Here is a 17,978-nt window from a genome sequence, read left to right on the forward strand (position 1 = left end):
AGGGTGGGGAGGGCGCCTCGTGCCGCAGCTCGCGTTCGCGAACAGCTTCTGGGAGAGCTACGACGTCCTGGAGCGGCCCGTCAAAGCCGGCGTGCGAAAGGCGATGCAGAAGTTCCAGCAGCTCACGGTCCCCGAACTGCAGGCGGACAAGGGCCTGCACCTGGAGTCCGTGGAGAACGCCCGCGACCGTCGCATGCGGACCATCCGCATCAACGACTTCTGGCGAGGCGTCGTCCTCGCCCCTGACGACGGCAGCGACGTCTTCCTGCTCGTCAACGTCGTCCCGCACGACGACGCCTACACCTGGGCCGCGAAGCGGCTGTACACGACGAACTCCGCGACGCGGGCCCTGGAGGTCCGCAACGTCGCGGCGATCGAGCAGCTGACCCCGGCCCTGGAGAAAGCCGCCGCGGCCGCCGACTCACTGCTGTTCGCGAAGTACTCCGACACGGTGCTGCGCGAACTCGGCATCGACGACCAGGTGCTGAGGGCGGTGCGGACCATCGTCGACAAGGCGCAGCTGAGGGCCTTCGAGACGCTGCTGCCGGAGGACCAGTGCGAGGTGCTGCAGTACCTGGCCGAGGGGTTCAGCCCCGAAGAGGTGTACCGGGACGTGGTCGCCGTCCGGCGGCCCGTGGACGCGGGGCCCGACCCGGACGAGAGCCTGGCCGCCGTCATCGCCAACACCACGAGCCGCATCACCCTGGTCACCGGCCCCGAGGAACTCGCCGACATCCTGGAGAAGCCGTTCGCGGCCTGGCGGGTGTTCCTGCACCCCTCGCAGCGCCGCGTCGCCTACCGTGTGTCGTACGGCGGCCCGGTACAGGTCACCGGCGGCCCCGGGACCGGCAAGACGGTCGCGGCACTGCACAGGGTCAAGCACCTGCTCACCCGCTCCCCGGACACCCGCGTCCTGCTCACCACCTTCACCAACGCCCTGGCCGCGTCGCTGCGGGAGAACCTGTCCGTCCTGCTGGACGACGACGAGACGCTGCTCGCCCGCGTCGAGGTGACCACGGTCAACGCCTACGCACACGCCATCGTGACCCGCCTCGACGGCCGGGCGCCCTCCCCGATCGGCGACCGGGAGGAACGACAGGTCTGGCAGCGGATCGTCAAGAAGCTCGGCCTGCCGTGGACGGAGCAGTTCCTGGCCCAGGAGTACCGCCACGTCGTCCTCGCCCAGGACCTGCGCACCCTGGACGACTACCGCGCGGCCTCCCGGCGCGGTCGCGGCAGCGCGCTGCCGCCGACCAGGCGGGAGCAGCTGTGGCCGGCCGTCGAGCTGTTCGAGTCCCTGCTGCGCGACCAGAAGGCCACCACCCACCTCAAGGTGTGCGCCCGTGCGGCCGAGCTCCTGGCCGCGTCCTCACCCACGCACGACCACGTCGTGGTCGACGAGGCACAGGACCTGCACCCGGCCCAGTGGCGCGTCCTGCGCGGCGCGGTGGCGCCCGGCAGCGACGACCTGTTCATCACCGGCGACCCGCACCAGCGGATCTACGACTCGAAGGTCTCACTCGGTTCGCTCGGCATATCGGTGGCCGGGCGCACGCATCGCCTGCGCATCAACTACCGCAGTACGGAGGAGATCCTCGTCTGGTCGACGGACATCCTCGCTCCGGTGTCGGTCGACGACCTGGGCGGCGAGGGCAGCGACACCCTGGCGGGCTACCGCTCGCTGCTGCACGGACGCAGGCCGCACGTGGACGGGTACGGGTCGGAGCAGGCGGAGATCGCGGCGCTCGTCGAGCGCATCGAGAACTGGATCGCGCAGGGCATCCGGCCGTCGGAGATCGGCGTGTGTGCCCGCTTCAACGTGCTGCTCGACAAGGCCTACGACAGGCTGGCCGCGGCCCGGGTACCGGTGGTCCGGGTCAGAGACAGTCCGGGGCCGGGTACGGACGGCGTACGGCTGGCCACCATGCACGCCATGAAGGGGCTGGAGTTCCGCTGCGTCGCCGTCCTTGGTGCGACGGCGAGCGCACTTCCCTTCGCCCGCGAAGTGACGCCGGCCGCCGTGGACGCGCTGCAGCACGACTCGGACCTGCTCCGGGAGCGATGCCTGCTGTTCGTGGCGTGCACACGGGCGCGGGAGGCGTTGGCGGTGTCGTGGAGCGGGACAGCCAGTCCGTTCGTTCCGCAGCCGCAGTGACAGCGCTGTCCTGGTGATACGACGGAAAATCACTCTTCGGGTGAGAGGGCCCCGTTGCCGAGCCCGTCCCTGGCGAGTGCGGCCGCCTGCTTGCTGAGTTCGGCCACCCTCCGCGCCCGCTCCTCGAACTCCTGCAGGGCTCGGAACGCCGCCCCGTAGCGGCGTTGCTCGGCGATGTCCATCTGTGGGATGCGGGCGCCCTTGCCGTCGAGCCGGTAGGTTCCGCTGGCGCTCGTGGACCGCCGGGTGTTCGCCGCGCTGCGCAGAAAGCCCTGGAGGTAATCGGTGTCGAGCTGATCGCTCACCGAGACCGGCTCGGGAGCGCCGTACTCGATCAGCCCGGCTCGCGCGAGGTCGGCGACACTGACGGACGGACCGTCCAGGGCACTTGCACCGGCGCCCGCCGTCAAAGCGGGCAACAGGTCGGCCAGCAGCCGCACCTGCTCCGCCAACTCCTGCCGCAGAGCCTGGTACTCCGTCGTGTAGTCGCGGTGGGACTCCTCGACGTGACGGCCGGGAGTGAGATCCACGGCGTCGTCGAGCAGTTCGATCAGAGGTACGTCCGCCGTCTGGTCGGGCCCCGGCTCCAGCGGGCCGTCCGGATCGTTCGCCGTCAGATCCACCATGCGCACCTTGGCCACGGCATCGTCCGGGGACTGCGGGCGACGCAGACGCCAGAGAAGCACGGGAAGCGCATGCGAGGCAGCGGTCCCGGGTGGGAGGGCGATGACGTCTGTGAGGATGCCGCGTCGCACCAGCTCGGCCCGGATACGGCGACCGGCCTTGCGGTAGGCGACGGAGGCAGGCATGACCATGAGGACGCGGCCGCCCGGCGCGGTGTGTGCGTAGGCGTGCTGCAGCCAGGCGAGTTCGCCTTCGGCACGCGAAGGCGTACCGAGCTCCCACCGGGGATCGAGGAGCAGGTCCTCGCGTCCCCAGTCGGTGGTACCGACGGGCGGATCACAGACGACGAGATCGGCCTTGAGGTCCGGCCAGTGGTCGTCGCGCAGGGAATCACCGATGCGGACGTCGACGCCGGAGCGTCCCGTGAGATCGGCTCGCAGCTGCGCGAATCGAGCACTGCGGGCGTCGGCCTCCTGACCACACCGTGTCGGCCCTCGTTCGGGTCCGACGGTCAACAGGAGCGTTCCGATACCGCACGCCGGGTCGAAGAGGGTCGCATCAGCGGGCACCTCGCTGGCGAAGTGCCGCACCGCCTGGACGACACGTGGCGAGGTGACCTGGTCGGACCCCGCCCGGCGTACGGAGTCGGTGAAGCGTTCGGTGAGCGCGTTCACCACGTCACCCGGTGATCCACTCTCACCGAGTTGTCCGGCCAGTCGTACGGCATCCGTCGGCAGCGCTTGCGGGGCCTCGGCATCGACACCGGCGAGCAACCGGGCGACATCGGCGAGCCCGCCGATCATCTCGTCGCCGTAGGCCCCTCGGAGGGCCTGCCACAGCTGCACCTCTTCCGAGACGTCCTGGCCCTTGCGCTGCTTGTCCAGCCACGTCTGCACCGCGGCCAGGTCGAACAGCGGACTGTTCGCACCCCCGCCTGCGGGTGCGGGGAAGTCCGCGTACCGCCGCCTCCAGTTGGAGACCGCGGCACGCGTAACGCCGGCGAGCCGGGCGATCTCGGAGCCGGTGACAAGCGGTCCGTCTGCTGGCGGGGCGGGGCGGTCTGCCATGAACATCACCGTACACGGACGCCGCGACTCCATCAATTGATGTGACATGTTGACGATGTACACGGATTGTTTGTCGCCTACATTTAGTTTGAGAATGAGGGCGGTGCAAGCGATGTCTCCGGACCCGGCCGGGGCTTCACGTGTCCCAGGGCGCTTCGGTGTGGCTCGAGTCCGACGCGGGGTTGTGCGCACGCCCCGGACGGCATTCGACGGGCCTATCGCAACTCGTCCACGTAGCGGTCCGTTCCTGGCACCGTGGGGATGAAGGGTGCGACGAGCTGCACGGCGCCGAGTCCCGAAGCCGCCACGGCTGTGTCCAGGTCCGCGAAGTGCTCGTGCCAGGTGTCGCGGGGGTCGTCCTGGAGGAACCACAGCAGGGTCAGCCGGGTCCCGACCCCCTCGACCTGTTTGACGTAGGTCATCCGGTCCAAGGGCAGCGGGGTCGGCGCGAAGACGGTCACCATCGCCGCGGGTGAGCCTGCCAGTCGTTTGGGGAGATGGTCGTCGCGCAGCCAGGCGAGCAGTTCCTTGCGCGTGACGGGGGAGTCCGCGTCGATGACCTGGACGACGAGCCCGGCGTAGGGGTGGTCGAGGGCGTGGATGTCGCGCGGGCCCTCGTCGCCGTCGCGGTAGACCGTCGCCGCGTGGTCCTGGAACGCGGTGAAGACGTGCGTACGGTCCTGGAAGACCCGGTGGTCGCGGTTGAGGCGCTTGTTGATGCCGACGGTCCACCGCATGTGGTCGGCGTAGCGGCCGGCCGTGATCCAGTACGTGGAGATGTAGCAGCCGGCGGTCACCGGCTGGGCGACGGCCGACTTCTCCGGGTAGCGCAGGAGTTGCAGGTCGCGGGTGGCGACCCAGCGGCGGCCCGCGTACATCCAGGGCATGGCCATCGCGCCGGCGATGTAGTGGTCGTCTTCGTACCAGCGGTTGTACTCGCGCTCCCGGCCGGGGTGTGGCTCGACCATGGTGATGAGGGCGTGCCCGAGGTCGGCTCCGTAGGGACCGACGGCTGCCAGTTCGGCGTACAGGTGGCTGCGGGTTTCGTCTGCGTGCGTCGCGTCGTCTGTCATGACTTCGGTTTATCTGACTGGGCATCAGATTGGGAGAGAGGCGCCCATGACTTTCGCCCGAGGCTCAGTAATCAGCTTCGGCCGGATGTGCGGGCCAAGCCACGAGCGCGTCGTCGAAGCCGGTCGTCAGCATCACCCACCGCCACCTCGCCGTGTGGTCCTCGGCCAGTTGGTCGGCGTCGGCCTCGGCCTGGAGCTGGGGGCGGTCCTGGCCGACGGCCCAGAAGCGGGTTGTGGCGGCTGGCCGGGAACAGTGGATGACGGTGTCGTGGCGTCGAGCCACGCGGATCAGGGACCCTGCCGAACGTCGACGGAAAGGACGTCTGTCCGGCGGCGGAACAGGAATCGGTGAGCCAGATGGTGGCGTCGCTGTCCCAGTCTGGTCTCGCCGTGTTCCTTCAGGGAGAAATCTCCGGAGAACAGGGAGACGACCTCGTCAGCGGTCGGGTGGTGAATGGTGTTGCCCAGAGAGCCGACTCTGTCGGGCCCTCCCTGGGCCGAAGGGTCCTGGTCCGAATAGCAGACCATCCCGAACAGGCCGTCCGGACGCACCAGAGCGGCGACCGTGTCCCGATACTTGCCCCGGTCTCCGGGGTGGATGTGGTGGAACACGCTGTAGTCGATCGCCAGGTCGAACGCTTGGCGCGCTCGGAAGCGCAGGATGTCGGCAACCTCGAACGAGACATTGTCCAAGCCCAGTTGCGCCGCAACCTGGCGTGCCACACCGATGGCCGACGAACTGAAGTCGATGCCGACCATGTCGTGCTCTGACATCGCCAGCGCGCACGTGTTGTGGCCCCTGCCGCATCCGAGGTCGATCACTCGGGCAGGGGCCGGGGCGCAAGCGATCCAGCGTAGAATCTCAGCGGGTGTCTCCGGGATTTCCCACGGCGCTGGGCCGCTCCCCAAGCTACGGTAGACACGGTCCCAGTGATGGACGGGTTCACTGTTCACGCCGCAGGCCTCCTTGAACGGGTCCAACCGCTCTCCAGCAACGCGGCGAGTTCCGCCGCGGCGACCGTGTCGCCGAATCCGGCGCGATCGACGCAATCGCTGTATCCGGTTCGATAGACGCAGCACACCTCTCCTGCCCGACACAGCGCGGCCTCTTCCATGTCTCCCTCACCGAAGCGGAGGATCCACACACCGGGTGCGTTCGCGTCGAATTCCCGAAGACTGGCTGCCAGCTCCCGGGTGTGGTCCAGCCCGTAAGGGGTGGGAGCCGGCAGGTTCCTGAGCCTGGCCATGGTGCGTGCGCTGGACATGACCACCTGGCAGCGGGTCATGACGTGGGTCAGGAGATCCGACGGCAGTCGGGTGTCGATGTCGTGAGGTACCACGTCGAAGCAGACTGGAGTCTCCGCCTGGGCCGCTGTCGCAAGGGCGTGGAACACGGCACGACGAGAGCGCGGGAAAAGCAGCGGATAACCATCGACGAACAACACATCCGCAGCCTCGATCGCGGTCCGGAATGCTTCGATGTCTTCCACTGACAGCTCTTCCAATGGGGCAGGGGAGCTTGCCACGAGGGTGCGACGGTCTGCGCCGGGCGAGTCCAGTCCGTCGCGGAGGACAACGACGTAGCCGTTGGCGAGGCCGCGTTGCTGACGAATGCACCAGTCGACCTTTGGTTCGTCCTCCAGTGTGCGCAGGATGTGATCCGTCGAGGGGTCGTCGCCAGTCTTCACCAGGGCGTCGACAGCCGCGAAATGGCGGGTGGCGGCCCGCGCCATGGAGACAGCCGTACCGGCGAGGACCATACGTACAGGCGCGAGGGAATATATGTCTTCGCGTACGTCGGCGAGTGATACAGGGACAGCTGTGCGCACGTCGAGCCTGAGATCTCCGATGACGGCGACGCGAAGAGTGGCTGGTTGCAGGTCAGCGGACTCGTGCACGCCTGTCAGCCTCTGTTGCAACGTGGAAAGCCAGGCTTCGGCAGTCGAAGGGGAAAGGGTCAACAGACATCACGGTCGTCGACCGACCACCAGTGGGCCTCTGTGTCACCGGTGAATCGCTCCGGGAGGTAGAGATCCGCCTCGATCCTGCGATCCACCACCTCAGCCGAGTAGGAGACGCCCGTCTGGGCGAAGTTCTCCCTGATCCGCTCTTTTAGCCGCGAAGAGGATTTTTGGCCGGACCCCACGCCGTGATGGGTGAAAGACTGCTCCGGCTGGAACATGACGAACGTGTGATCGCTGCTGTTGCGGGAATGGGAGGCCTCGTAAAGGGGTGAGAACACCGAGACGAACATCCGTTGGCGATGGAAAAGGAACTGCCAACCCGGACGCCGAACGTCTTCGTTCAACGAGTCGTTGGGCAACTCGTCCAGTTCGGTCAGGACGTGGAGCAGCTGGCGGAACCAGCGCGCAAGGTCCGACATGGTCGCCGCGCCCGTTGCACGGCCGGCGACTCCTGGCACTGAGATGACGAACCCGTCGAGGTGTTCGTGGGGTGCCGCTTTCGCAAACCTCGTCAGATGCGGCGCCAGTTCGGCTGCGTTGTCTGCCAGCGACCTGTGGACATCCCAGTCGGGAGCACCCCATAGCCGGGCCGCCCCGGAGAACAGACATGGCGAGTTGGCCTGCAACTTGGCGAAATCCTGGAGTGCGTGGGCCGTACTGGGGTCGTACCCTCTGACGAACCGGCCCTTGTCACGTACGACTACGTGATCGAGTTTGCTGTCGAGTTCGTCCGCGAGCGAGATTCCACAGTTCACGGAGAGCCGATACAGGGCCTTGTGCATCTGTGGCACCGACGTTCGCAGTGGCACCCAGTCGTCCAGACTGCGCGGTGTCTTGGGGCCGTCATAATAATTGACGGCTCTGCCGATCTGGCCAGCCCAGTGCAGGAGGTCGAGGAGCTCGTCCAGCAGATGCGGAACCTGCTTCTCCCACTCCTTCGCGATTTCCACCGAATGGGATGTGTCCTGGGGCGGATCGGACACAGGCACGACGAACTGATTGGCAGTACAGGTCGAGATGATCCACAGGTCGGCGAGTTCAGCTCCCACATTCGACGAGTGTGAAACAGAGGCGGCAGTCAACTCCTGACTGAATTCACCTACCTCTTCCAAAAGTCGCACCACGCCGGCGTGCGGACTCCAGTACCCGCCGACGGACTGGATCATCTCGTGGACCGCCGCCTGCGTCTGGCTCATGCTGGTCCGGCGGGGACGGCCTCCCACTGTCGCCTCCTTGTGTTTGCATCCGACATAGGGGCGTGTGACTCCGCGATGTGGAGCAGTTGGGTGAAGTCGTCGATCACTTCGTCGGGTTCCATGACACCGGAGTCATAGACATCCTTCAGCTTTTCCGGCTTCCAGAAAGAAAGACGCCGGACCGTCGCGTAATTCTCGGGAGCATACCCCGAACCGTAGCGAGCCCATACGGTCACAGCTCCGATGTTACGGCCAGGCACCAGGTCGTTCGCCACACTGTCCCCGATGACAATAACCTTGCCGTGATCTTCGGGGGCGAAATATCTGAGAGCTTCCCTGTAAGGGCGTGTACTCGGCTTCTGTTTCGCATCGGTGAATGTTCGGAGAGCTAGACCGGTGGGCGCCGTCCGATGTGCCAGATGGCGGTCTCCAGTATGTGAACCCTCCCATGCGACAAGGGCGTCCAGCTGCTCCTGCAACCGCAGACAGCGCACTCGACGCAAGACTTCGCGGATCGGCGCGTTGCTCACTCCGATGACCGTGAAACCTCGCGCACGCAGTGTCTCCAAGGTATCCCTGACGCCAGGATAGAGCCGCAGGTGTTCACGTCGGCTCCGCACGAAGGCCGAGAAACCGGACCAAACCAGTCTGTCGACTTCAGCCGGCTGTCGGGAGCGCAGGAACTCCAACTCCCTGATCGCCCAGCGATATTCCGGAGCTTGATGTCGACTGTAGACGGCCTGGAACTGGTGGTGCAATTCATCCGGATCGACGCCGGTGGCAGAGCTCAGCTCTTCCACCATGGCGCGAAAACATGGGCCGAAGTAATCGATCCAGTCGTACAGGGTATTGTCGAGATCGGTGATCAGGATGGGCGAGTGGCTAGGCATGCGTCTCATTCTGCTCCGGTTGGACACGTGAAGAGGGCCGGACCGGATAATCCTGATAAGGTACGTAGGTTCATCTGAAAGCCTCCCGAGGCAGCGAGTTCAGCAGAACGATCAGCATTTCGAACGCGGTGGCCACCGCCACGCGGCGGATCGAACCGCCGGTCCGACGTTCGAGGTCGCTCTTGTCTTCGTCGGCAGCATCCGAGATGCCGCGCAGAGCCACGAAGCGTACACGCTTCAGCATTCCGGAAGCAGTGGTTGCCGCAGCGATGCCGGAGGACTCCATGTCAATTGCCGCGAGGTCCCGTTTGTGCTCCTGCAGCCAGGACGTGAACGCCTCGCTGGCGCCCACTACTGGCCCGCAGGCCAGTGGGCCGACCACCAGCGGGCGGCCCGAGGAAACCATCGGATCGCCAGGGAACCGCCGGGCCAGCCGCGCCCTGGCCTGTGTCAGATCTTCCTCAGCCACGAAGGGCAACTGCTGGGCGCGGTGCGTCAAATACTCGTCCGGCCGTACACCCATGCCCGCGATCCGCAGCCGGAAGCTGCCCTGGCCATCGGATTCGGCCCGAGCGTTGTCCAGGTAGGAGAGGAGCTGATCGGCCAGCAGAACGTCCCCTGGCCTCAGGTCGGGTGACAGCGACCCGGCGATCCCTACATTGGCCACGATGCGGGGCGGGAAGTCGGCCAGCATGCCGGCAGAGGTGGCCGCCGCCTGCTCCTGGCCCTTTCCGATCATGGTGAAGAGCATGCGCAGGAGTTGGCCGCGCCCGGTCTGCCAGCGCACCTCGTAGGAGACCTGGCCGGTGCGGGCGTCCTCCAGTACGGTCAGCGGCCCCAGTGTCTCCTTCGCGCACTCAAGAACCATGGCCGTTTCCTCGGCCAGGGCGAGGACTACGAGCACGGTTGCAGGGTCGTCCTCCGGCGCCGGCCGTGGGGTCGAATGCGCGCGGGTCGATCGGGTGCTGTGCTCCACGGCCAGTCGTGCGACGCTCTCCACAGCAGCGCGCGGAGTGTTGCCGTCTTGCGCGGCATCACACGCCTCCGCGCAGAAACTGGTCAGGGCTGGCAGTTTTCCGGCTCTTTCGGGAGATGGCTGAGCCAGATGGTCGTAGACGCTCTTCAGAAGGCCATCCCGCAGAAGGATGACGCCCGGGTCGTCTCTGAGGGCGATGAGCTCCTCCAACGGCAAGTGCCCGAAGGCATCCAGTAATCCGATCATTTTGAGTGCGCGGCGGTATGCCACCAGATCGACGACCAGCTCAGGATGTGTACTGCGGACACCGCAGTCGACGATTCCGATGCGGGGCAGCCGTCCCACGATCGTCGTCCGGTACTCGGTCAGGTATCCCATGGCCCAGTTCCAGCCGAGGGCCAACTCCATGCGTCTACGGGCTTGGGGGTTCAGATCCAGGTCGAAGATCTTCAAGTCCTCCACCACGCGCCACAGGAATGCGTGGCTGCCCAGCCTCTCGGGCACTGCCTGCAGCGCCCGCTCGTATGCGCTGGGTGATGTTGCAGATGAAATGGAGTGATAGGCGTTGTGCAGTTCTCGCACGGGGAACGACGCGAGCGCTCCATCTGTGGACGCTCCGCCCCCGAGTACCTCGACGTCCAGGGACCACCGTGACTTGACGTCGGCCGTGGTGTCGATGTTCCTCGCCTGCAGAACGGGGTGGAGGGAACGCAACCGGCGTCTCGAGGCGGGATATTCCAGCAGTCCCTCGAAGGACGTGTCGGTGAGGTGAGCCCGCTTTCCCTCCAGTAACTGATCGACATCCATCGTGGAGCCCACCAGGGACAGGACCTCGCTCTCGGCCATCAGCTGCAAGTCACTCAACAGCCCTGGCACTACTGAGGATTGGACGAGGTCAGTACTAGGCATCACCAGGACGTCGGGTGACACGAACGTGGCCAGCCAGAGTGCCTCGCGCAGCAGACGGACCATGTCGCGATGCGGACGGATCCGGCTCTTCACGTCGTACAGTCTCAGCAGTTGCTCGTGCAGAAAGTGAATGAACACTTTAGGCTACCGGTTGCCGGCCGCAGGAGATCTGCCCTGTTTTCTCACCCGTCACGCGTGACCTCAAGCGAGTCATTAAGACATGCGGACAACATTCCCCGATCATGGCTTCGCCCCCTCCGCCGTCGCGGCCTGCCGTCAGAACGGATCTGCCAGAGCACTATTCCCCCGTGCCGTTGTCCCGACACCCGAGGGCCAGGGCTGATGCGTTCTCGACAGGGGAAGATGAGCGGGGCGGCTGCGTATGCGCCGTGGTACCTTCGCCCGGTTCAGCAATGAGAGACACGACCCCTGATGATTAAGGCTCTCGAATCCTTTGATCACGAACATGGGTCGTCTTCGCGTGTCATTTTCCTGATCGGTTTCCTGCAGCGCCACCGCGCGGATGACCGCCCTCGTTAAGAGGCTGGCCGGTTCGCCGGCCGCCATGGTGACCGTCTTCCGGCCGACCCCGCTGCCCGGGGACCGGATGACGTACGTGAAGCAGGTGGAGGGGGTCGACACCCGGCTGACCCTGCTGTGGTTCCTGCAGGTCGACCCGAGGGACTGCTGGGAGGCGCGCTTCACCGGCCTGGACGAGGACGTCGCCGCCTCGGGGCTGAGCCGGGTGGAGCTGGTGGCGCCGTTCGTACCGACCGTGCCGGGCACCGACCGCCACGTCGCGGAGCCGCGCCGCGCCAGGTGACGTGAACCGGCCGTTCAGGTGGCCGAGTTCGGACATCCGGGTCCGGGACTTCCCGCAGTACGCGCCGCACTTCCACGGCGTGCCGGCGGCGGGCGGGGGCCGTGTCCCCATACAGGGATGACCGACGCAACCGCAGCGACGATCCCTCCCGCCGCCTCGGCGCGTGACCGCACCACCTGGGCGGAACTCTTCTTCGACCTGGTCCTCGCGTTCGGTGTGAGCCAGGTCGCCCACCCGGTCGCCGCGCACCCGAGCTGGCCGGTGCTGGGCGAATGCCTGCTCGTGCTGGTCCCGCTCTGGTGGGCCTGGGTGGACGTGGTCATGGCGATGAACGCCGTGCACGAGACCAACCTGCAACGGGTGTTCCTGCTGCTGACCGCGCTCACCGTCTACGGCATGGCGGTGGCCGCCCCGCTCGCCCTGGAGGACCGGCAGGCGGCGCTGCTGTACTCCGGAAGCTATCTCGCCCTGCGCCTGCTGATCGGGGAGGCGATCCGCCGGGAGTGCGCCCTCTACACGATCCACCCCTACCGGGCCGGACTCGCCTTCGCCCTGGTCCTGTTCGCCAGCGCCACCGTCCCGTCGCCCTGGCGTGAGGTCTGCTGGGCCTGCGCCGTGGTCGCCGAGATCGTCGCCCCCGTCGTACTCAGCGGCCACCTGCGCCAGTTGGCGTTCGGCGTCAACCATCTGCCCGAGCGGTTCGGCCTGTTCGTCATGATCGCCCTCGGGGAGAACGTCTTCGCCGTCGGCGCCGGCGCCGCCACCGGCCCGTTCGCGCCGGCCGAACTGACCGCCCTCGTCCTCGCCTTCCTGGTCGGCTGCGCCCTGTGGTGGCTCTACTTCCACCTGGTGGCCTCGGCCGTCGCACACGCCCTGCGCACCCACCCGACTCCGTCCGTCGTCGTCCGCGACGTGCTCAGCTACGGCCATCTGGTGCTGGTCGTCGGGCTGTTGCTGGTCTCGGTCGGCGCCACCCGCACCGTCCGTTCCCCCCTGCACACGCCGGACGGGCTGAGCGCCGCCCTGCTGCCGTCCGGCGCCGCCCTCTTCATGCTGGCGTTCTGTTACACCCGGCGCCGCATGTTCGGCGCCGCGTCCGCCACCCGCTTCTACTGCGGTCTCGCCCTGCTCGCCCTCGCCCTGCCGGTGTGGCGGCTGCCGGGCGTGGCGACCCTCGCCGTCACCACCGCGCTGCTCCTGCTGGTCAACGCGGTGGAGCACTGGCTGATCAGCTCCGGGCGGCAGGTGCCGCTGGTCCTGCACAACCGGGCGTTCGGTACGAGCTGACGGCGACCTGACGTAGTAGGCCGGCCGATCTGGGGCAGTGCCGGACGCCCTCCTGAGGCGGCCCCGGCGGGACGCGGAGCGTTCCTAGGTTCGCCGTATGGAACTTTCCGGCCCCCGCCATCCCGGCACCCATCCCGGCACCCATTCCGGTACCGCCGACGAAGAGGAACAGGAGGTGGCTTGATGCCGTCCCGCAGCGCCTTACCCGCCCTGCTCTCCCTGTCGCTGGGCTACTTCAGTCTGGGGACGATCTCGCTGGCGGTCGTCGGCCTGAACGGCCCCATCGGCGACGACCTGCACGTCCAGCCGGCCACGGTGGGCATCCTGGTCACCGTCTTCGCGCTGACCTTCGCGGTCTGCGCGCCCACCGCCCCCATCATGCTGCGCCGGTGGAACCGCAAGCGGGTGCTGCTCGTGGGCATCGGCCTGCTCACCGTCGGCGCGGCCCTCGGCGCCGTCGCGCCCGACTACGGCTTCCTCACGGCCACCCGGGTGCTCGGCGCGATGGGAGCCGCCGTCTTCGGTCCCGGTGCCTCGGCGGCCGGGGCGCTGATCGTGCCGCCCGAGCGCCGGCAGCGGGCCCTGGCCACGGTGTTCGGCGGCATGACGGCCGCGGCGGTGCTCGGTGTGCCACTGGCCTCGTTCCTCGGCGGCTCGCTGGGCTGGCGGCCGGCCCTGCTCGGCGTGGCCGCGCTGTCGGCGCTCGGCTTCGTGGCGGTGCTGGTGTTCGTCCCCGAGATCCCGTCCGGCGAACCGCCGACGGCCGGCGCCTACCGGGAGGCGATGCGCACCCCGGCCACCGCCGCCACGGTCACCACCACCCTGCTGTTCATGGCGGCCCAGTTCACCGTCTACGGCATCGCGGGCGCCTATCTGAAGGACCGCTTCGGCGCGTCCTCCGGGCTCATCTCGCTGACCCTGCTCGCCTTCGGCGTCATCGGGGTGGCGGGAAACGCCTGCGCGCCGCGGATCGCCGAGCGGCTGGGCGGCGGGCGCACGGTGAGCGTCGCCGTGCTCGGCCTCGCGCTGGGTTTCGCGCTGCTGCTGGTCGCCCCGCACTCCGCGCCCGGGGTCGTCTTCTTCGCGTTCTGGGCGTTCTTCAGCCAGATGTACCAGGCGCCGCAGCAGGCCCGGCTGGTGGAGCTGGTGCCGCTGCAGCCCGGTCTGATCCTCGCCCTGAACGCCGCCGCGCTCTACCTCGGGATGAGCCTCGGCAGCTTCATCGGCAGCTCCCTGCTGCCGGACCTGGGCGCCGGCCCGATCCCGTGGGCGGCCCTGGGTGTCCTCGTCCTCGCCGGACTGGCGCACCTGTCCTCGGTCCGGCAGGTCGCCGCGGCGGCGGCCGGTGCGGAGCGGTCCGCGAGCCCCGTACACACGGGCTGAGCGCCGATGCCGCGTCGGTCGTCTGCGGCGCCGTCGTGGCTGGTCGCGCAGTTCCCCGCGCCCCTACGGGGCGCTGCCCGAGCCCTTCCCAGCCAGTCCCAGTCAGTCAAGGAGAACCCATGAGCAGCCACCAGGTGAACTTCGTTCGCGAGTACATCGAGACCGTCTGGAACCAGGGACGGACCGAGCTGGCCGACAAGTACCTGGCCGAGGACCTCATCCAGCACAACCCGAACCTGCCCGACGGACGGGCCCCGCTGGTCGAGTTCGTCGACGGCTTCCACAAGCAGTACCCGCGGGCGCGGTTCGAGATCCGGCGCGCGGCCGGATCGGGCGACCTGGTGTTCGTGCACACCCGCTTCCGCGGCGACCCGGACGACCGCGGCATGGTCGTCGTGGAGGTCTTCCGGATCGACGAGGGACTGATCGTCGAGCACTGGGACGTCCGCGACGAGATCCCGGAGACCACCGTCAGCGGACACGAGGTCGTCTGACCGCGCCGTCCGCGGCTCCCCCCTGCCGCCCGGGAGGCTCCGCGCCTCCCGGGCGGCGGCCGTTTCCCACCTGAAACGCCCGAGAGACAGGAGACACCTGTGACACGACAGCAGCAGCCGGCCCGGCGGCCGGCCGCCGGTCTCACCCGGCGCGGACTGATCGGCTCGGCGGCCGCCGCCGGGGCCGGCGCGGCCCTGCTCCCGGCCCCCGCCCGCGCCGCCGACGAGACGGCCACCGCGACCACGACGGCCGCCCCCGCCGCGGTCACCGTCGACGCCTCCGACGCCCGCTATCTCGACCTCACCTCGCGCGGCTACAACGCGAGATTCACCGCCGCCCCCGACTCCGTGCGGCTGGTGCACAGCACCGACCAGGTGGTGGCCGTCGTCCAGGAGGCGGTGCGCGGCGGAAAACGCGTCGCGGTGCGCGGCGGCGGGCACTGCCTGGACGGGCTCGTCGACGACCCGGACGTACGGATACTTGTCGACATGTCCGGGATGGACGCGGTCCGCTACGACCCCGCCCGCCGGGCCTTCCTCGTCGAGGGCGGCGCCACCCTCGGCCACGTCTACCGGACCCTGTACCTGGAGTGGGGCGTGGCCCTGCCGGGCGGCACCTGCCCGACCGTCGGGGTCGGCGGGCACGTCAGCGGCGGCGGATACGGCGCGATGTGCCGGCAGCACGGCGCCGTCGTGGACCACCTGTACGCCGTGGAGGTGGTCACCGTCGACGCCTCCGGCACCGCCCGCGCGGTGGTCGCCACCCGGGAGGCCGACGACCCGCACCGCGAGCTGTGGTGGGCGCACACCGGCGGGGGCGGCGGCACCTTCGGGATCGTCACCCGCTACTGGTTCCGCTCCCCGGACGCCACCGGCACCGATCCGTCCACCCTGCTGCCCCGGCCCCCGAAGACGCTTCTGAAGTCCACGGTCACCGTCAAGTGGAGCGACCTGACCGAGGCGGCCTTCACCGCCCTCGTCGCGGACCACGGCACCTGGCACGCCCGCAACAGTGTGGCCGGGTCCGCCTACGACAGCCTGCACAGCGTGCTCATCCTCTACAACCGCGTCCAGGGCGCCGTCGTGCTCAGCTCCCAGATCGACGGCACGCTCCCGGACGCGTCCGCGCTGCTGGACGGGTACGTCACGGCGGTGGCCGGCGGTATCGGGGCGCCGTACACCGAGGTCCGCTCCTCCTGGCCGTGGCTGAAGACGACGCTCAAGGACCCCTACGACACCGGCCTTTACAACCGGACCAAGTCCAAGGGCGCCTATCTGCGCAAGGGCTGGTCCGCCGCACAGGCCGCGACCCTCTACGGCCACCTCTCCGACGCCGGCTACGACGGCCACGCCGGGATCCTGCTCTACTCCTACGGCGGCAAGGTCAACACCGTCGCGTCCTCGGCCACCGCGCTGGCCCAGCGGGACTCGGTCCTGAAGGCCAACTTCACGACGTACTGGCCGGACGCGGCCTCCGACGACCGGCACGTCACCTGGATGCGCAACCTCTACCGGGACCTGTACGCGGACACCGGCGGGGTGCCGGTGCCGAACGACACCAACGACGGCTCGTACATCAACTACCCGGACACCGACCTCACCGACCCGGCCTGGAACACCTCGGGGGTGTCCTGGCAGAGCCTCTACTTCAAGGACAACCTGGCCCGGCTGCGGGCCGTGAAAGCGGCCTGGGACCCGCACGACGTCTTCCACCACCGGCTGTCCGTCACCGCGTCCTAGCCCCGGGGACACCGGACCACCGGTCCGTGGACATGGACGGGCCCCCGCCTCGCTGCGGTGAGGCGGGGGCCCGTCCCGTTCGGGGAGCGGCGCCGGTCAGCCGAAGCTCGCCGGGAACGCCACTCCGGTCAGGGACTCGCTCAGCTCCCGGAGCCGGGCGCGGGACGTCTCGTCGTACGCCTGGGCGCCGGCCCGGGCCCGCGTCGAGCGGTTGAAGTAGACGCCCGACACGTCCTCCAGCGCCGGGTCGGTGATCAGCCGCAGGGTGTTGCGCATGCCGTCCGCGACCGTGCTCTGCGGGGTGAACAGGTTCACCACCATCTTGGTCGGCATGTACGACGCCGGGTGCAGCGCGTTGGCGGTGACCCCGGTGCCGCGCAGCCGCTCGGCCAGGTCGAAGGTGAGCGCGATCTGGGCGAGCTTGGCCTGGCAGTAGGCCTGCACGCCGTCCCAGTGGCGCTCCAGCATCACGTCCCGGAAGTCGATCGGGGCCTGGCCCGCGGAGCTGACGTTGATGATCCGGGCGGGCGCCGAGGCCACCAGCAGCGGGGCGAGCCGGCAGCTGAGGACGTACGCGGCCAGGTAGTCGACCTGGAAGGTGAGCTCCAGCCCGTCCTGGCTCTCCTGCCGGGCCAGCTCGACCCCGATGCCCGCGTTGTTCACCAGTACGTCCAGCCGGTCGTACGTGGTGAGGATCCGCTCGGCGAGCTTGCCGATGTCCTCCAGTGCGGAGAAGTCGGCCAGCTCGTAGCTCAGCCGGCCGGTGGCGCCGGCCGCGCGCAGCTCGGCCAGCAGGTCCGCGCCCTTGGCCGCACTGCGGCCGTGCAGGATCAGCGACGCGCCCTGCGCGGCGAGTTCACGGGCGACCGCGCGGCCGAGACCGTCGGTCGCGCCGGTGATGAGAATGGTCTGCTCGGGAACGGCCTTCATCGTGGCGAACTCTCCTGTCAGGCGTACGTTGCCAGTTCTTCGGTGGACTGGTCGGTGTATCCCTGGCTGACCTCCACCACGATGCCGTCCGGGTCGGACACCCACACCGTCTTCCAGCCGGGGATGAACTCGTCGAACGTCAGCGGGCCGAGCGTCGGCTCCAGCTCGCCCCGGGCCGCGGCGAGGAACGCGTCCACGTCGTCGACCTGGAAGGCGAGGTGGCGGGCGGTGCCGGGGCCGGCCGGGCCGTCCTTGCCGGCGGTCACGAGCGGCTCCGCGTCGGTCGCGAACAGCTCCAGGCAGACCGGGCCGTTGCGCAGGAACACCACGCGGACGCCGTCGGCCTCCACCACCCGGGCCCGGCGGAAGCCGAAGTGCCGGGTGTAGAAGTTCTCGGTGGCCTTCTGGTCACGGCAGTTGAGGCCCACGTGCGCCCAGCGCGGGCCGTGCGGGGCGGCGGTCGTCAT

15 protein-coding genes and 1 pseudogene are annotated in these 17,978 nt (G+C 68.5%); 6 read left to right on the plus strand and 10 right to left on the minus strand.

The window, feature by feature from the left end:
• Positions 1–19 precede the first annotated feature (19 nt).
• Positions 20–2,155, plus strand: coding sequence for a UvrD-helicase domain-containing protein (locus LQ326_RS04945; protein ID WP_234532963.1), 2,136 nt, complete (start codon positions 20–22; stop codon positions 2,153–2,155).
• Between the two features lie 29 nt (positions 2,156–2,184).
• Here LQ326_RS04945 and LQ326_RS04950 read toward each other — a convergent pair whose 3' ends face one another.
• From LQ326_RS04950 to LQ326_RS48240, 8 genes are all read right to left on the minus strand, one after another.
• Entirely contained in the window at positions 2,185–3,846 is a 1,662-nt protein-coding gene (locus LQ326_RS04950; RefSeq protein WP_234532966.1) for an N-6 DNA methylase, read from the minus strand.
• 215 nt (positions 3,847–4,061) lie between these two features.
• Entirely contained in the window at positions 4,062–4,919 is an 858-nt protein-coding gene (locus LQ326_RS04955) for a hypothetical protein (protein WP_234532968.1), read from the minus strand.
• Between the two features lie 64 nt (positions 4,920–4,983).
• Complete coding sequence (locus LQ326_RS04960; protein WP_234532969.1) at positions 4,984–5,202, minus strand: hypothetical protein; 219 nt, start codon at positions 5,200–5,202, stop codon at positions 4,984–4,986.
• A gap of 5 nt (positions 5,203–5,207) precedes the next feature.
• Positions 5,208–5,873, minus strand: a complete 666-nt coding sequence (locus tag LQ326_RS04965; RefSeq protein WP_234532971.1) for a class I SAM-dependent methyltransferase — start codon at positions 5,871–5,873, stop codon at positions 5,208–5,210.
• A complete protein-coding gene (locus tag LQ326_RS04970; RefSeq protein WP_234532980.1) occupies positions 5,870–6,817 on the minus strand; it encodes a PfkB family carbohydrate kinase in 948 nt (315 codons plus the stop codon). The genes LQ326_RS04965 and LQ326_RS04970 overlap by 4 nt, the downstream gene beginning before the upstream one ends.
• A gap of 59 nt (positions 6,818–6,876) precedes the next feature.
• On the minus strand, positions 6,877–8,079 hold the full coding sequence (locus LQ326_RS04975; protein WP_234532982.1) for a YqcI/YcgG family protein: 1,203 nt from the start codon (positions 8,077–8,079) through the stop codon (positions 6,877–6,879).
• Positions 8,076–8,969: an HAD family hydrolase gene (locus LQ326_RS04980; RefSeq protein WP_234532985.1), complete on the minus strand. Its 894-nt coding sequence runs from the start codon at positions 8,967–8,969 to the stop codon at positions 8,076–8,078. The genes LQ326_RS04975 and LQ326_RS04980 overlap by 4 nt, the downstream gene beginning before the upstream one ends.
• Positions 8,970–9,039: 70 nt before the next feature.
• Positions 9,040–10,992 (minus strand): 5'-methylthioadenosine/S-adenosylhomocysteine nucleosidase family protein, encoded by a 1,953-nt coding sequence (locus LQ326_RS48240; protein WP_234532987.1) that lies wholly within the window; start codon positions 10,990–10,992, stop codon positions 9,040–9,042.
• Positions 10,993–11,374: 382 nt separating this feature from the next.
• On the opposite strand from LQ326_RS48240, the pseudogene LQ326_RS04990 reads away from it, so the two are divergent.
• The 5 genes and pseudogenes from LQ326_RS04990 to LQ326_RS05010 all read left to right on the plus strand — a co-directional run.
• Positions 11,375–11,677, plus strand: a pseudogene (locus LQ326_RS04990) (hypothetical protein); the annotation flags it as partial.
• A gap of 117 nt (positions 11,678–11,794) precedes the next feature.
• Positions 11,795–12,964 carry a low temperature requirement protein A gene (locus tag LQ326_RS04995; RefSeq protein WP_234532988.1) on the plus strand — a complete coding sequence of 390 codons (1,170 nt, stop codon included), beginning with the start codon at positions 11,795–11,797 and terminating at the stop codon, positions 12,962–12,964.
• Positions 12,965–13,147: 183 nt separating this feature from the next.
• Positions 13,148–14,347: an MFS transporter gene (locus LQ326_RS05000; protein ID WP_234532991.1), complete on the plus strand. Its 1,200-nt coding sequence runs from the start codon at positions 13,148–13,150 to the stop codon at positions 14,345–14,347.
• A gap of 119 nt (positions 14,348–14,466) precedes the next feature.
• Entirely contained in the window at positions 14,467–14,841 is a 375-nt protein-coding gene (locus tag LQ326_RS05005; RefSeq protein WP_234532992.1) for a nuclear transport factor 2 family protein, read from the plus strand.
• A gap of 99 nt (positions 14,842–14,940) precedes the next feature.
• Positions 14,941–16,581 (plus strand): FAD-binding oxidoreductase, encoded by a 1,641-nt coding sequence (locus LQ326_RS05010; protein WP_234533003.1) that lies wholly within the window; start codon positions 14,941–14,943, stop codon positions 16,579–16,581.
• Positions 16,582–16,677: 96 nt separating this feature from the next.
• Here the strand turns inward: LQ326_RS05010 and LQ326_RS05015 are convergent, their stop codons facing one another.
• Together LQ326_RS05015 and LQ326_RS05020 are read right to left on the minus strand one after the other, a co-directional pair.
• Complete coding sequence (locus LQ326_RS05015; RefSeq protein WP_234533006.1) at positions 16,678–17,511, minus strand: SDR family NAD(P)-dependent oxidoreductase; 834 nt, start codon at positions 17,509–17,511, stop codon at positions 16,678–16,680.
• A 17-nt stretch (positions 17,512–17,528) separates the two neighbouring features.
• Positions 17,529–17,978: a VOC family protein gene (locus LQ326_RS05020; protein WP_234533007.1), complete on the minus strand. Its 450-nt coding sequence runs from the start codon at positions 17,976–17,978 to the stop codon at positions 17,529–17,531.

It is taken from the genome of Streptomyces shenzhenensis (assembly GCF_021462265.1).
GTDB classification, from domain to species: Bacteria; Actinomycetota; Actinomycetes; order Streptomycetales; family Streptomycetaceae; genus Streptomyces; species Streptomyces shenzhenensis.